This is a genomic window from Stenotrophomonas sp. AS012628 (genome assembly GCF_010608305.1).
GTDB classification, from domain to species: Bacteria; Pseudomonadota; Gammaproteobacteria; order Xanthomonadales; family Xanthomonadaceae; genus Stenotrophomonas; species Stenotrophomonas geniculata.
Genome location: NZ_VMBJ01000017.1, coordinates 1 through 12,968 on the forward strand (window position 1 = coordinate 1; position 12,968 = coordinate 12,968).

Consider the following 12,968-nt stretch of genomic DNA (forward strand, 5'->3'; position numbering starts at 1 on the left):
CCCCGCGAACCCAACCCGCCCGGCCAACCCCATGACAAGCTCTACGCGAGCAACCCACGAGGGGCTGCGCCGTTGGCTGGAAACTACGCTACCGCGCGAAACACCAACGCCAGGATCGCAGGCACCGCCTGGATCATGAAAATGCGGCGGCTCACGCTGTAGGCGCCATAGCACCCGGCCACCACCACGCAGGCCAGCGAGAACGTCACCAGCACCGGCTGATTGATCACCAGCCCCACCACGATGCCCGCCGCCAGGAAGCCGTTGTACAGGCCCTGGTTGGCCGCCAGCACGCGCGTGGTCTCCGCCTTCTCCGGCGTGTTGCGGAACGTCTTCAAGCCCAGCGGACGGGTCCACAGGAACATCTCCAGCACCAGGAAGTACAGGTGCAGCACCGCGACCAGCACGGTCAGCAGCAGCGCGATCAGCGACATGGTTTCTCTCCTCGAAATGACTGGACGGGATCAGCGGTCGCGCGGCAGCTTTTTTTCTTCGCGCAGTACACCAAACGCGGCGGCGGTCATGCACGCGGCAACCACCACGCCACCGATGAACACCACATGTGAACCAAACAGCGACAAGCCCTTGTGCACCCACGCAAAGCTCAGGTCCGCGCCGCGGTACACCACCGTATCGATGGCCGCGCCGGCCTTGTAACGCCACTGCCGGTCCACGCGGGTATAGATGGTTTCACGTGCCGGCTTGGCCAATGCGAACTCGCTGGCGCGGGTCATCACCTGCACCACGGCCACCATCAACGGCATGGGTGAAACGGCAAGCACCGAGAAGCCGATCAGGATCGCAAAGCCAGGGATCAACAGGGCCGGCGCGATGCCGTGGCGCGACAGCAGCCAGCGGGTCAGGCCCAGCTGCATCAGCAGCGCCAGTGCGTTCACCGCCAGATCGATACGCGAGAAGAAGGCCGTGGCAGCGCCTGCATCGTTGAACGCTGCACGCACGATACTGGCCTGCTGGTTGTACAGCAGGGTGCCCACGCCCACACCGAAAACCACCATGATCGCCAGCCAGCGCAGCAACGGCTCACGCACGATCAGTTTCAGGCCGTCCAGCACGCTGCCGCCCATCGGCTGCTCGCCGGATACCAGCTGCTGCTCCTGCTCACGCAGCACCGCCCAGTGCCGCAGCCGCCAGATGCTCAACAGGCAGATGGCGAGAAAGCCTGCCGAGACCAGCATCAGATTGGCAATGCCCACGCGCTGCACCAGCGCACTGGTGATGACCGGACCAAGGAAGGCCCCGATGGTGCCGGCCGCGCCGATGTAACCGTAGAAGGCACGTGCCTGCGCGTTGGAAAACACATCGGCCATGAAGCTCCAGAACACCGCCACCGCGAACAGGTTGAAGACGGTGATCCAGAAAAAGAACGCCATCCCGCGGCCTGGCACACCGCTATCGAACAGTACGTAGAAGCCCAGCAGAGTGACGATGAAGAACCCATACACCGCCGGCAGGAACACCCGCCGCGGGAAGCGGCTGACCAGCCAGCCGTACACCGGCTGCAGTACCAGCATGATCACGAACACGCAGGAGAACAGGAACTGCAGGACAAAGTCCTTCAGCGCGATGCCATGGCTGGCAAACCAGGCGATCAGCATCGGCGGAAACACGGTCTCCAGGTCAGCCGAGGCAGCCATCGCCTCACGCACCGGGCGCAGCACGTAGTAGCCACTGAGCAGGCAGAAGAAGTACAGGAACGACCACCACAGCGCCGGCGACTCACGCAGTGCCGCCGTCAGCCCACGCAGCGGCCCCTTGCCCTTCACCGCGCTCACGCGGCGTCCCTCGCCAGAAGACGGCGGTTGGACAGCGGCATGGCAGGCTCCGGGGGGCGGTGAAGCGCGTACGTTAGCCAATGCACTGCAACATCGCCAGCAGCAGCCACGCAGAAGGCTGCAACGCAGTGTCACGGCCCCACCCATACGACACGTTCCGACACATGCTTTCAGGGCGTCAAAATTCCAACTTTTTCAACGAGATGCGCATTCATCTTCGCTTTGTTTGTGCACAAGGGAAAAGCGGCGCTAGAATCGCCATCAGCAGTCGCGCACGGGTCTCCACGATGAAAAAGAACAGCCTGCGTCGTCCGATCCGTTCGGCGGCCACCGGTTTGCTGGGCATGTTGATGCCCGTTGCCTTGTCCACCACCGCGCAGACCCCGCCGCCATTGCCGCCGATGCCGGCCAACATCGAATCCGCCGCCACCGCCGTCGCCCACACGCAGCCCGCCGCCTACCGCACCGGCCTGGTGCCGCAGGTGCAGCTGCCGGCGGCCGGCTTCAACGTGGCCAATATCGAATCGATGGCGCAGCAGCTTACCTATGGCGAGCGCGTGCCGGGCATGGCGGTGGCCATCGTGCAGGGCGGGCGCATCCTCAGCGCGCGCGGCTATGGCGTTACCGACGTCAACAACCCGCTGCCGGTCGATGCCCACACCGTGTTCCGCCTGGCCTCGCTGTCCAAGGCCTTCGCCGGCACCATGGCCGGCCTGCTGGTCAACGACGGCACGCTGCGCTGGGACAGCAAGGTCACCGACTATGTGCCGGGCTTCCGCCTGAACTCGCCGGAAGCGACCGATCGCCTGACCGTGGCCGACGTGCTCAGCCATCGCGTCGGCCTGCCCTACAACGCCTACGACCGCGACATCGAAGGCAACGCCGAGTACTACTCACTGACCCAGAAGCTGGCCAACACCAGCCTGAAGTGCCTGCCGGGCGACTGCTACGCCTACCAGAACGTGGCCTTCAGCCTGATCGGCGATGTCGTCTACGCGGCCTCCGGCAGTTTCTACGAGCAGTCGGTCGAGCGCCGCATCTTCAAGCCGCTGGGCATGAACGATGCCAGCCTCGGCCTGGCCGGCATCCAGGCCAGCTCGCGCTGGGCGCGTCCGCACGTGCGCAGCCGCAATGGCTGGGTGTCGCTGACACCGAAGCCGACCTACTACCGCGTCGCCCCGGCGGCCGGCGTCAACGCCAGCGCCAGCGATATGGCGCAATGGCTGCTGGCCCACACCGGCCACCGCCCGGACGTGCTGCCGGCACCGCTGCTGGCCACCCTGCACTCCAGCCTGATCAACACCCCCGGGGAGATGCGTTCGGGCTGGCGACGCGAGCGCCTGCATTCGGCCGGCTACGCACTGGGCTGGCGCACCTTCGACTATGCCGGCCACGATGTGGTGTTCCATGCCGGTGCCGTGCAGGGCTATCGTGGCCTGGTCGCGCTGGTGCCGGAGCGCGATCTCGGCATCGCCATCATGTGGAACGGCGAAAGCGGCCTGCCCAGCGGCCTGCTGCCGACCGTGCTCGATTCCGCGCTCGGCCTGCCGACGCAGCGCTGGCTGGATGTGGACACCGACTTCGGCAGCGACAACCTGATGGCCGAGGGCGCAAGCCCGGCGCAGCAGGACAAGCGCAAGGGCAAGGGTGCCTCGAGCAACCGCGCGGTGGCGTCCCCGCGCTGATCAGGCGGGCTCGACCGTAAACATGAAGGGCGGCCTGAGGGCTGCCCTTTTTGTTGTTGTGTAGAGCCGAGCCGTGCTCGGCTGAGCGGAATTCTGGCGCGAGGCAGCCGAGCATGGGCTCGGCTCTACAGCTCCGCAGCGCTAATGCGCGAAGTAGTGCATGCCGCCATCCACCGGAATCACCGCACCGGTGATGTAGCCGGCCAGCGGCGAAGCCAGGAAGGCCACCAGCGGCGCCACTTCGTCCGGCTCGCCGAAGCGCCCGATCGGAATGTTGCGTGCAATGAACTCGCGCCGGCTTTCCTCGGTGGGATGCAGGCGATCAAGAATCTGCGGGCTGTTGATGCGCCCCGGTGCAATCGCATTCACCGTAATCCCCTGCCCGGCCACCTCCGACGACAACCCCTTGCTCCACAGATGCAGCGCCGCCTTCGCCGCGGTGGCGGCATTCACCGAACGTGGCTCCATCGAACCGCTGAAATTGATCACCCGCCCCCATGCCTGCGCCTGCATGCCGGGCAACAGCGCCTGGGTCAGCCGTCGTGCGGCGGAGAAGTTCAGGGCGATCGCTTCCTCCCAGACCTTGTCATCGGCATCCGCCGTGGTCGGCCGGGAGCCCCCTGCGGCATTGACCAGGATGTCCACGCGCTGCAATGCCTCCCGGGATGCCTCCGCGATGGACCGGACGTCGTCGGCGACGGTGACATCGCCGACCACGATGACCGGTGCCGCGCCGCCTTCGGCTTCGATCCGCGCCGCCAGCGCCTGCAGGGGCGCGCGCTGCCGCGACGTGATGGCGACGCGCACGCCCTGGGCCGCCAGATGCCTGGCGACGGCGGCACCGATGCCACTGCCCGCCCCCGTGACCAATGCGGTACGGCCTGCAAGATTCAAGTCCATGGTGTTCTCCTGTCCACGTGGCCGGCCAATCCAGCCCTTGCACGACATGCTGTTTGATCACCCCTGATTGATAAACTCCGCGCAGGTTTCAGCATTCAACACCCGGAGTGTCAGATGAACCTGCTGGAAAGCATGCAAGTCTACGTGCTGATCGTGGACAAGGGCAGCCTCAGTGCAGCGGCGGCGGCGATGGATATCTCCGCGACGATGGTCGGCAAGCATCTGCGCGCATTGGAGGCACGGTTGGGCATGCAGTTGTTGAGCCGTACCACCCGGCGCCAGCATATGACGCCCTTCGGCGAGGACTACTACACCCGCTGCCGGGAGATCCTGCGCCTGGTGGAAGAAACCGATGCGCAGGCGCAGCACCAGCAGCTGGCACCGGCGGGTACGCTGCGCATCAGTGCGCCGGTGATCTTCGGCACGCATGCGCTGGTACCGGCACTGGCCGAGTACATGGCGCGCCATCCGGAGGTCCGGGTCGAAGCCACGCTGACCGACCGCGTGGTCGACCTCGCCGAGGAGGGTTTCGAAGCGGCGCTGCGCATCGGCACGCTGGCCGACAGCAGCATGCTGGTGGCGCGTGCGCTGGCACCGTATCGCTTGATGATGTGCGCATCGCCCGGATACCTCGCCCGGCACGGTACGCCCTCCGACCTGCAGGCGCTTGCCCGGCACCAATGCCTGTCCTTCGAACCCAGCGCACTGGCGCAGTGGCTGCAGGTCGATGCTGGCGGGCTTGAGCGTGTGCCCGACGGCCGGCTGCAGATCAACAACGGCGAAGCACTGCGCACGGCGGCGCTGCATGGGCTGGGCATCGTGCTGCAGTCGGCACTGCTGCTGGCTGCCGACGTCGACGCCGGACGCCTGGTGCAGCTGTTCCCGGAGCATGGCCAGACCGGTCGGCCGATGCACGTGGTCTACGCCCACGATCGCTACCACTCGACCCGCCTGCGCAGCTTCCTGGACTTCCTGGTGGAGCGCTTTCCACCGGCGCCGCACCGCTAGCGTCGACCGTCAGAAAAGCCGTCGGGCATGGCCCGACGCTACAAACCGCTCCATAAAAAAACCCCCTCCCCGCTGGGCAGCCAGGGAAGGGGGTTTCAGGATGCGGCTATCGGGAAGTACTTAGATCAGCGGCGCCGGGGTTGCCGGCAGAGCGACCGGAGCGGCCTTCTTCTTGCGGGCGGCCGGCTTGCGCTTGGCAACCTTCTTCGCTGCCTTCTTCGGGGCAGCCTTCTTGGTGGCCTTCTTCGCGGTCTTCTTTACTGCCTTCTTGGCGGTCTTCTTGACGGCCTTCTTGGCAGTGGACTTCTTGGCTACCTTCTTCGCCGCCTTCTTCACTGCCTTCTTCGCAGTGGCCTTCTTGGCGACCTTCTTCGCAGCCTTCTTCACTGCCTTCTTGGCGGTCGCCTTCTTCGCGACCTTCTTCACTGCCTTCTTGGCAGCAGCCTTCTTCGCGACCTTCTTCACCGCTTTCTTGGCGGCGGGCTTCTTCTTCGCAGCTTTCTTGGTTGCCATGGGATGGCTCCTCGTCAGTGATAGGGAGTTGAAACGCCCAGTTGGATCAAACCCGCGGATGCTGCGTGCGGGGACCGCCGGCGCGTCAGGCGCGCCGTTACGGATGCGGCAATGCCCGCCTCGATCGGCGGAGCGGACATCGGAACGGGAGTTGCCTTGCATTTCTCCGGGGGAAGCGGGGCCATGTCCACCGTCATCAGGGTCGCGGTGGTCTTGAAGGGGCTGCTTCGCATCGGACGATTGATTCTGCGCACTCGGTTGGGCAGGCAAGGTCTGCTGAGGCGAAACCTAATCACGGTTTTTTTTACTGTCAACAACCCCCGCGAAAAATTTTCACATCCGCGCCAGCCCGGACGCCGCCCGCGCCACCGCCGTGCGCGCCCTGCAACGACCATTGAAGCGGCGCGCACGCGCGTCGCATGCGACGACGTCGATGCGCTCTCTGAACAAAAAACACTTGAAATAAGCACTCTGCGCAGATAGGCACATGTTCTGGACAACAGCGCACGTGCATCGCCGATGGTCACCGGTACCGTCGCCAACGCCAGCACAACGGGGCCGCAACGGGGGGCGAAAAGTTTTCACATCTGATCGCTTCGGCGCAGGGCGGAAACGCGGATTTGCGCAAAACTGCGCACGCCGATCGGCACCGTTCGTCTGTCGGCTGATGCCACGCCGAGGGTGCAGAGCGAACCCGCCGTCATGAGTCCGACGCACTCGCCAAAACAAAAACGGCCACCCGAAGGTGGCCGTTCCAGAACCCGGAAGTGACGACTCAGTGGTCGTCGTTTTCCAGGGCTTCGGCATACGCGTCCGGATCCAGCAGTTCGTTGAGCTCTTCGGCGTTGGTCAGTTCGACCACGAACATCCAGCCTTCGCCGTAGGCATCTTCATTGATGGTTTCCGGCTTGTCGGACAGCGCCGAGTTGACCTCGACGACCTTGCCGCTGATCGGGCTGTAGACGTCCGAGGCGGCCTTCACCGACTCGACAACGGCGATCTGCTCGCCAGCCTTTGCGTCGGCACCGACTTCCGGCAGTTCGACGTAGACCAGGTCACCCAGCAGGCCTTGGGCGTGGTCGGAAATACCGACGGTGACACGGCCATTGCCTTCGACACGGGCCCACTCATGGGACTTGAGGAACTTGAGGTCGCCGGGGATCTCGCTCATGGGACTGCTCCAGAGATATGCAGGGGTGGAAAAAACGGGGCTAGTGTAACCAACCGGCCGCCACTGCTGTCAGTGACGATCGGCAGTTTCGGATCAGGCGTCGGCGAGCACGCCGGGCTGGGCCTGGCCTTCGCGCACGAACGGGAACTTGACCACGCGTACCGGTACCTGCCGGCCGCGGATGTCGACGGTGACCTCGCCGAGTTCACCGGCCGGTACGCGGGCGAAGGCGATGCCCTTGGCCAGGGTCGGCGAGAAGGTGCCGGACAGGATCTCGCCCTGGCCGCCCGCGGTGGTCACCGCCTGGCCGTGGCGCAGCACGCCCTTCTCGTCCATCACCAGGCCGATCATCTGGCGTGCAGTGCCCGCGGCCTTCTGCGCTTCCAGCACGTCGCGGCCGATGAAGTCGCGGCCTTCGTCCAGCGACACGGTCCAGGCCAGCGCCGCTTCGTACGGGCTGATCTCTTCGTCCATGTCCTGGCCGTACAGGTTCATGCCGGCTTCCAGGCGCAGCGTGTCGCGTGCGCCGAGGCCGGCCGGCTTCACGCCCGCCGCCAGCAGGCGGTTCCAGAACGCGACCACGGCGTCCTGCGGCAGCAGGATCTCGAAACCGTCTTCGCCGGTGTAACCGGTACGGGCGACGAACAGTTCGACGCCGTCATCGGACTGCACCTGCAGGGCGGCGAAACGGCCCAGCTTGGTCAGCGCCTGACGGTCCGCGTCACGCGCCAGGCCGATCACGATGTCGCGCGCCTGCGGTCCCTGCACGGCCAGGATGGCCAGGTCCGGGCGCTGCTCGACGGTGACGCCGAACGGCGCAGCCTGCTCGCGCAGCCAGGCCAGGTCCTTCTCGCGGGTGGAGGCATTGACCACCATGCGGAAGAAATCGTCGCCCAGGTAGTAGACGATCAGGTCGTCGATGACGCCGCCGCGCGGGTTCAGCATGCACGAGTACAGCGCCTTGCCGGTCACCTTCAGCTTGTCGACCGAGTTGGCCAGCAGGCGGCGCAGGAACGGCTTGACCTGCTCACCGCGCAGGTCGACCACCGTCATGTGGCTGACGTCGAACACACCGGACTCGCGACGCACCTGGTGGTGCTCGTCCAGCTGCGAGCCGTAGTGGATGGGCATGTCCCAACCCCCGAAATCGACCATCTTGGCGCCAAGGGCGCGGTGGGTATCGTTGAGCAGCGTCTTCTGGGTCATGACCGGGTCCGGCAGCAGAGGAAACAAGAATCCCCATTATCCCAGATCGGTCGCCCACAGGCGTGCCGCAGCGCAGCGCCGGAGCTGTAGAGCCGAGCCCATGCCCGGCTGCTCTTCGTGTGGGAGCCGAGCGTGGGCTCGGCTCTACAGGGGGCGGCCTGCGTCCTCGACCACCAGCACCGTGCCCTGCACGCTGCGCACCCGCACCCACGTACCCGCAGGCAGCTCCGGACCGCTCACCTGCCAGGACGCATCGTCGATGCTGACCCGTCCCTGGCCACCGACGATGCCCTGCTGCAGTACCACCTCCCGGCCGACCAGCTGCTCGGCGCGGCGGTTGAGCAACGGCGCATCGCTGGGCCGTGCCCGCGGCCGCCCCCAGCGCCGGTAGCACTGGATCGAGACCACACTCAGCAGGACGAAAGCGATCACCTGCCACAACAGCGGAATGTCACTGAACACCGCAACCAATACGAACACCGCCGCTGCGCCGATGCCGATCCACAGCATGAACGCGCCAGGTGCCAACGCCTCTGCCGCGAACAGCAGCAGCGCCAACGCACCCCAACCGACGACTTCCCAGCGCATGTCAGCCTCCGAGCGGCGGCGGCCGCTTGCCGGCGGCCTTGTTGTCCTGGCTGGCCAGTGCCTGCTTGGCCAGCTCGGCCACGCCGGCGATCGAACCGATCACACCGCTGGCCTCCATCGGCATCAGCACCAGCTTCTGGTTCGGCGAGCTGGCCAGCTCCTTGAACGCTTCCACGTATTTCTGGGCAACGAAGTAGTTGATCGCCTGCACGTCGCCTTCGGCAATCGCCGCCGACACCATCTGGGTTGCCTTCGCTTCGGCCTCGGCCAGGCGCTCACGCGCCTCGGCGTCGCGGAACGCAGCTTCGCGACGGCCTTCGGCCTCCAGCACGGTGGCCTGCTTCTCGCCATCGGCGCGCAGGATCTCCGACTGGCGTGAACCCTCTGCCTCGAGGATCTGCGCGCGCTTTTCGCGCTCGGCCTTCATCTGCCGCGCCATCGCGTCCAGCAGATCCCGCGGCGGCTGGATGTCGCGGATCTCGATGCGGTTGACCTTCACGCCCCAGGGATTGGTGGCATGGTCGACCACGCTCAGCAGCTGGGCATTGATCACCTCGCGCTGGCTGAGCGATTCGTCCAGGTCCATCGAACCGATCACGGTACGGATGTTGGTCTGCACCAGGGCGATCATCGCCACTTCCAGGTTGGCCACCTCATAGGCGGCCTTGGCAGCATCCAGTACCTGGAAGAACACCACGCCGTCCACGCGCACGGCGGCGTTGTCCTTGGTGATCACTTCCTGGCTGGGCACATCCAGCACCTGCTCCATCATGTTCACCTTGCGCCCCACCCCGTACACGATCGGGATCAGGAAATGCAGGCCGGGGGTCATGGTATGCGTGTAGCGCCCGAAGCGCTCGACGGTCCACTCGTAGCCCTGGGGCACCATCCGTACGGCCTTGAACAGGATCACCACGGCCACGAAGGCCAGTACCACCGTAAAGAACATGGTCGGGAACATCTTGCTTTCCTTATCGATGACGTCCAGGCCCCAGCATAGCGCGTGAAGGCCGCATTCACAGCGGAGCTACCAGGGCACGCGCCCGCGCAGGATGTCGGCGAACATCACCCAGTCGCCCATGAACGAGTACAGCGGGTGCTGGAAGGTGGCCGGGCGGTTCTTCTCGAAAAAGAAATGGCCGACCCAGGCGAAGCTGTAACCGCAGAACAGGGCGGCCAGCACAAGGATGGGTTGGCCGCGCAGGATCGCCGCCGCAACCAGCAGCAGCACCCCGCAGCTGCCGACGAAGTGCAGCCGGCGCGACACCGGATGGCGGTGCTCGCTGAGGTAGAACGGATAGAACTCGCGGAAGCTGGCGAAGCGGGACATGCGCATGCTCCGGGGCCATGGTCAGGCCCATCATGCGCCTTTCGGGGGGCGCTGCGCTGCCTTGCAGCACCGAACCATGCTCGGCTTGCGCGTGCCAGCGCGGTCGGAAAGAAGAGCAGCCGAGCGTGGGCTCGGCTCTACAGAACCGCCTTGCCCGGACCTACACCGATGAGGTGCGCGGCCCGAACATGATCACCGCCATGCCGGCCAAGCACAGCGCGGCGCCGAACAGGTCCCAGCGGCTGGGACGGATGCCATCGACCAGCCACAGCCAGAACAGCGCGGTGCCGATGTAGACGCCACCGTAGGCGGCATAGACCCGACCACTGGCGGTCGGATGCAGGGTCAACAGCCAGGCGAACAGGGCCAGGCTGGCGGCCGCCGGCAGCAGAAGCCAGATGCTGCCTTCCTTGCGCAGCCACAACCAGGGCAGATAGCAGCCCACGATCTCGGCCAGCGCGGTCAGCAGGAACAGGCCGAGCGTCTTCACGCTTTCTCCGCCGCCTTGGCGTGCTGCCAGAGGGCTTCCTGCGCCTCCAGGTCCATCGCAGCCAGCGCCCCACCCTGCGCATCGGCCTGCGCTTCCATCGCACGGAAGCGACGTTCGAACTTGTGGTTGGCCCCGCGCAGCGCCGCACCCAGATCGATATCGGCGTGGCGCGCCAGGTTGGCGCAGACGAACAGCAGGTCGCCCAGTTCTTCCTGCAGGCGCGCCTTGTTGCCGGCGATATCGCCGCGCTCGAACTCCTCGCGCAGCTCCTGCAGTTCCTCGGCCGCCTTGTCCAGCACCGGCAACGGGCCCGGCCAGTCGAAGCCGACCTTGGCCGCGCGCGACTGCAGCTTCACTGCCCGCTGCCATTCCGGCAGGCCGCGCGAGATGCCGGCCAGCGCGGAGGTGTCCTGTTCGCCCTTGGCGGCGCGCTCGGCCCGCTTGATCGCCTCCCAGTTGCGCATCACCCCATCGGCATCATCGACGCTGACCTCGGCGAACACGTGCGGGTGGCGGCGCTGCATCTTGTCGCTGATCGCGCGGGCCACGTCTGCGAAGGCGAAGCTGCCCTGCTCTTCGGCCATGCGCGCATGGAACACCACCTGCAGCAACAGGTCGCCCAGCTCGTCGCACAGGTCGTCGAGGTCGCCGCGGTCGATCGCATCGGCCACCTCGTAGGCTTCCTCGATGGTGTACGGCGCGATGGTCGCGAAGTTCTGCTCCAGGTCCCACGGGCAGCCGCCCTGCGGGTCGCGCAGGCGCGCCATGATCGCCAGCAGGCGCTCCAGTTCGTTGCTTGCGGCGCTGCCGGTGGTGGGGGTGTCGTGCGCGCTCATGCGGCCTCCAGGGTCAATCGGACAACCAGTCACGCCATGGCAGGCTGGTATCACCAAGGGCAATGAAATCGCCGTTCAACAGGGTCTCGCGGCGGTTGTAGCGGAACGGCTTGCCGGTCGCGGCCGACAGTACCGCACCCCCGGCGGCGTGCAGCACGCACTGGCCGGCAGCGGTATCCCATTCGGAGGTCGGACCCAGCCGCGGATAGACATCCAGGCCACCTTCGGCGATCCGGCAGAATTTCAGCGACGAGCCCTGCGCGATGGTCTCGATGCGGCCCATCCTCGCCAGCAGCGCCTCGGTCTCCGGTGAGCGGTGCGAACGGCTGGCGGCAACCCGCAACGGTGCGGTGGCCGGTGTACGGGTGCGCAGCACGGTGTCGTGCAGGCCCTGCCGGCGATAGGCCAACTCGCCGCGCATGGCATGCCAGACGATGCCGGTGACCGGGGCCAGCACCACGCCGAAAGCCGGTGCGCCCTGGTAGATCAACGCGATGTTGACGCTGAACTCGCCGTTGCGCTTGACGAACTCGCGGGTGCCGTCGAGCGGGTCGACCAGCCAGTAGGCCCCCCAGTGGCGGCGCTGCTCCCAGCCCACCTGCGCCGATTCCTCGGACAGGATCGGCAGGTCCGGGGTCAGCTGCTGCAGGCCCTGTTCAATGACCTGGTTGGCCGCCAGGTCGGCACTGGTGACCGGGCTGTTGTCGTCCTTGATCTGCACCTCGAAGCCATCGGCATAGACCTGCATGATGGCCTGTCCGGCTTCCTGGGCGATGGCGATGGCGGTCTCGCGCAGGTCCGTGGTCAGTTTGATCATCGCAATCCCTGCAGCCACTGGCGGGCGATGAACAGCGCCGCCAGCGAGCGTCCCTCGGAGAAGTCCTCACGCAGCATCAGCTGGTCCAGCTCGGCCAGCTTCCACGGGACAACTTCCAGTTCTTCCGGCTCGTCGCCGGCCAGCTTTTCCGGGTACAGGTCGCGCGCCACCACCAGCCACGACTGGTGGCTCATATAGGTCGGGGCAAGGGTCATTGCGCGCAGCACGTCGACCCGGCGCGCACCGTAACCGGCCTCTTCCTTCAGTTCGCGGTCCGCAGCCTGCTCGGGAGTCTCGCCGGCATCGATCCGGCCCTTGACCAGGCCCAGTTCGTAGCGGTGCATGCCTGCGGCGTATTCACGTACCAGCAGCACGGTCTCGTCGTCGAGCATCGGCACCACCACCACCGCACCATGGCCACGGCTGACCAGGCGCTCGAAGCGGCGGCGTTCGCCGTTGGAGAACTCCAGGTCCAGGTGCTGGCGCTGGAAGGGACCGTTCTCCTCATCGGTGATCCGATGGATGATCGGCAAGCGACGGCCGGCACGGTCATCGTTCATGCGGAATCTCCGCGGCGGCCGGCGCCTGCGCCGGGGCCGATAGAATGTGCAGGCAGCAACATGTTCATGAG

General features: G+C 66.1%; 16 protein-coding genes. 3 read left to right on the plus strand and 13 right to left on the minus strand.

From position 1 onward, the window contains the following. Positions 1 to 83: 83 nt before the first annotated feature. A complete protein-coding gene (locus G5A07_RS09720) occupies positions 84 to 434 on the minus strand; it encodes a DUF1304 domain-containing protein (RefSeq protein ID WP_019338688.1) in 351 nt (116 codons plus the stop codon). 30 nt (positions 435 to 464) lie between these two features. Next, positions 465 to 1,793, minus strand: coding sequence for an MFS transporter (locus tag G5A07_RS09725; protein ID WP_191863228.1), 1,329 nt, complete (start codon positions 1,791 to 1,793; stop codon positions 465 to 467). A gap of 287 nt (positions 1,794 to 2,080) precedes the next feature. On the opposite strand from G5A07_RS09725, the gene G5A07_RS09730 reads away from it, so the two are divergent. Further along, positions 2,081 to 3,478, plus strand: a complete 1,398-nt coding sequence (locus G5A07_RS09730) for a serine hydrolase domain-containing protein (RefSeq protein ID WP_019338690.1) — start codon at positions 2,081 to 2,083, stop codon at positions 3,476 to 3,478. 141 nt (positions 3,479 to 3,619) lie between these two features. Here the strand turns inward: G5A07_RS09730 and G5A07_RS09735 are convergent, their stop codons facing one another. After that, on the minus strand, positions 3,620 to 4,378 hold the full coding sequence (locus G5A07_RS09735) for an SDR family oxidoreductase (protein WP_019338691.1): 759 nt from the start codon (positions 4,376 to 4,378) through the stop codon (positions 3,620 to 3,622). Positions 4,379 to 4,492: 114 nt separating this feature from the next. Here G5A07_RS09735 and G5A07_RS09740 point away from each other — a divergent pair, with 114 nt between their 5' ends. Next, positions 4,493 to 5,386, plus strand: a complete 894-nt coding sequence (locus G5A07_RS09740; RefSeq protein ID WP_019338692.1) for a LysR family transcriptional regulator — start codon at positions 4,493 to 4,495, stop codon at positions 5,384 to 5,386. A 120-nt stretch (positions 5,387 to 5,506) separates the two neighbouring features. Here G5A07_RS09740 and G5A07_RS09745 read toward each other — a convergent pair whose 3' ends face one another. After that, positions 5,507 to 5,899: a hypothetical protein gene (locus tag G5A07_RS09745; RefSeq protein ID WP_191863229.1), complete on the minus strand. Its 393-nt coding sequence runs from the start codon at positions 5,897 to 5,899 to the stop codon at positions 5,507 to 5,509. Positions 5,900 to 6,010: 111 nt separating this feature from the next. On the opposite strand from G5A07_RS09745, the gene G5A07_RS09750 reads away from it, so the two are divergent. Further along, on the plus strand, positions 6,011 to 6,382 hold the full coding sequence (locus G5A07_RS09750) for a hypothetical protein (protein WP_160317669.1): 372 nt from the start codon (positions 6,011 to 6,013) through the stop codon (positions 6,380 to 6,382). A gap of 292 nt (positions 6,383 to 6,674) precedes the next feature. Here G5A07_RS09750 and gcvH read toward each other — a convergent pair whose 3' ends face one another. From gcvH to nudE, 9 genes are all read right to left on the minus strand, one after another. Further along, positions 6,675 to 7,070, minus strand: coding sequence for a glycine cleavage system protein GcvH (gene gcvH / locus G5A07_RS09755; RefSeq protein ID WP_010482723.1), 396 nt, complete (start codon positions 7,068 to 7,070; stop codon positions 6,675 to 6,677). Positions 7,071 to 7,163: 93 nt separating this feature from the next. After that, entirely contained in the window at positions 7,164 to 8,276 is a 1,113-nt protein-coding gene (gene gcvT, locus G5A07_RS09760) for a glycine cleavage system aminomethyltransferase GcvT (protein ID WP_010482722.1), read from the minus strand. 144 nt (positions 8,277 to 8,420) lie between these two features. Beyond that, complete coding sequence (locus tag G5A07_RS09765; protein ID WP_010482721.1) at positions 8,421 to 8,864, minus strand: NfeD family protein; 444 nt, start codon at positions 8,862 to 8,864, stop codon at positions 8,421 to 8,423. Position 8,865: 1 nt separating this feature from the next. Continuing rightward, positions 8,866 to 9,825 (minus strand): SPFH domain-containing protein, encoded by a 960-nt coding sequence (locus G5A07_RS09770; protein ID WP_191863230.1) that lies wholly within the window; start codon positions 9,823 to 9,825, stop codon positions 8,866 to 8,868. 66 nt (positions 9,826 to 9,891) lie between these two features. Further along, entirely contained in the window at positions 9,892 to 10,194 is a 303-nt protein-coding gene (locus G5A07_RS09775) for a DUF962 domain-containing protein (RefSeq protein ID WP_010482717.1), read from the minus strand. A gap of 160 nt (positions 10,195 to 10,354) precedes the next feature. Next, positions 10,355 to 10,684: a YnfA family protein gene (locus tag G5A07_RS09780; protein ID WP_100446428.1), complete on the minus strand. Its 330-nt coding sequence runs from the start codon at positions 10,682 to 10,684 to the stop codon at positions 10,355 to 10,357. Beyond that, a complete protein-coding gene (mazG, locus tag G5A07_RS09785) occupies positions 10,681 to 11,520 on the minus strand; it encodes a nucleoside triphosphate pyrophosphohydrolase (RefSeq protein WP_019338695.1) in 840 nt (279 codons plus the stop codon). The genes G5A07_RS09780 and mazG overlap by 4 nt, the downstream gene beginning before the upstream one ends. A 13-nt stretch (positions 11,521 to 11,533) precedes the next feature. Beyond that, positions 11,534 to 12,337 (minus strand): 3'(2'),5'-bisphosphate nucleotidase CysQ, encoded by an 804-nt coding sequence (gene cysQ, locus G5A07_RS09790; protein ID WP_010482714.1) that lies wholly within the window; start codon positions 12,335 to 12,337, stop codon positions 11,534 to 11,536. Next, positions 12,334 to 12,897, minus strand: coding sequence for an ADP compounds hydrolase NudE (gene nudE, locus G5A07_RS09795; RefSeq protein WP_010482713.1), 564 nt, complete (start codon positions 12,895 to 12,897; stop codon positions 12,334 to 12,336). Before nudE ends, cysQ begins: the two co-directional genes overlap by 4 nt. Positions 12,898 to 12,968 lie beyond the last annotated feature (71 nt).

Bases quoted from the DNA above. Each gene is read 5' to 3' on its own strand.
- G5A07_RS09770 (WP_191863230.1), bottom strand. From the start codon at position 9,825: ATGTTCCCGACCATGTTCTTTACGGTGGTACTGGCCTTCGTGGCCGTG.
- G5A07_RS09730 (WP_019338690.1), top strand. From the start codon at position 2,081: ATGAAAAAGAACAGCCTGCGTCGTCCGATCCGTTCGGCGGCCACCGGT.
- G5A07_RS09740 (WP_019338692.1), top strand. From the start codon at position 4,493: ATGAACCTGCTGGAAAGCATGCAAGTCTACGTGCTGATCGTGGACAAG.
- gcvT (WP_010482722.1), bottom strand. From the start codon at position 8,276: ATGACCCAGAAGACGCTGCTCAACGATACCCACCGCGCCCTTGGCGCC.
- G5A07_RS09745 (WP_191863229.1), bottom strand. From the start codon at position 5,899: ATGGCAACCAAGAAAGCTGCGAAGAAGAAGCCCGCCGCCAAGAAAGCG.
- cysQ (WP_010482714.1), bottom strand. From the start codon at position 12,337: ATGATCAAACTGACCACGGACCTGCGCGAGACCGCCATCGCCATCGCC.
- gcvH (WP_010482723.1), bottom strand. From the start codon at position 7,070: ATGAGCGAGATCCCCGGCGACCTCAAGTTCCTCAAGTCCCATGAGTGG.
- mazG (WP_019338695.1), bottom strand. From the start codon at position 11,520: ATGAGCGCGCACGACACCCCCACCACCGGCAGCGCCGCAAGCAACGAA.
- G5A07_RS09750 (WP_160317669.1), top strand. From the start codon at position 6,011: ATGCCCGCCTCGATCGGCGGAGCGGACATCGGAACGGGAGTTGCCTTG.
- G5A07_RS09775 (WP_010482717.1), bottom strand. From the start codon at position 10,194: ATGTCCCGCTTCGCCAGCTTCCGCGAGTTCTATCCGTTCTACCTCAGC.
- G5A07_RS09735 (WP_019338691.1), bottom strand. From the start codon at position 4,378: ATGGACTTGAATCTTGCAGGCCGTACCGCATTGGTCACGGGGGCGGGC.
- G5A07_RS09765 (WP_010482721.1), bottom strand. From the start codon at position 8,864: ATGCGCTGGGAAGTCGTCGGTTGGGGTGCGTTGGCGCTGCTGCTGTTC.
- G5A07_RS09720 (WP_019338688.1), bottom strand. From the start codon at position 434: ATGTCGCTGATCGCGCTGCTGCTGACCGTGCTGGTCGCGGTGCTGCAC.
- nudE (WP_010482713.1), bottom strand. From the start codon at position 12,897: ATGAACGATGACCGTGCCGGCCGTCGCTTGCCGATCATCCATCGGATC.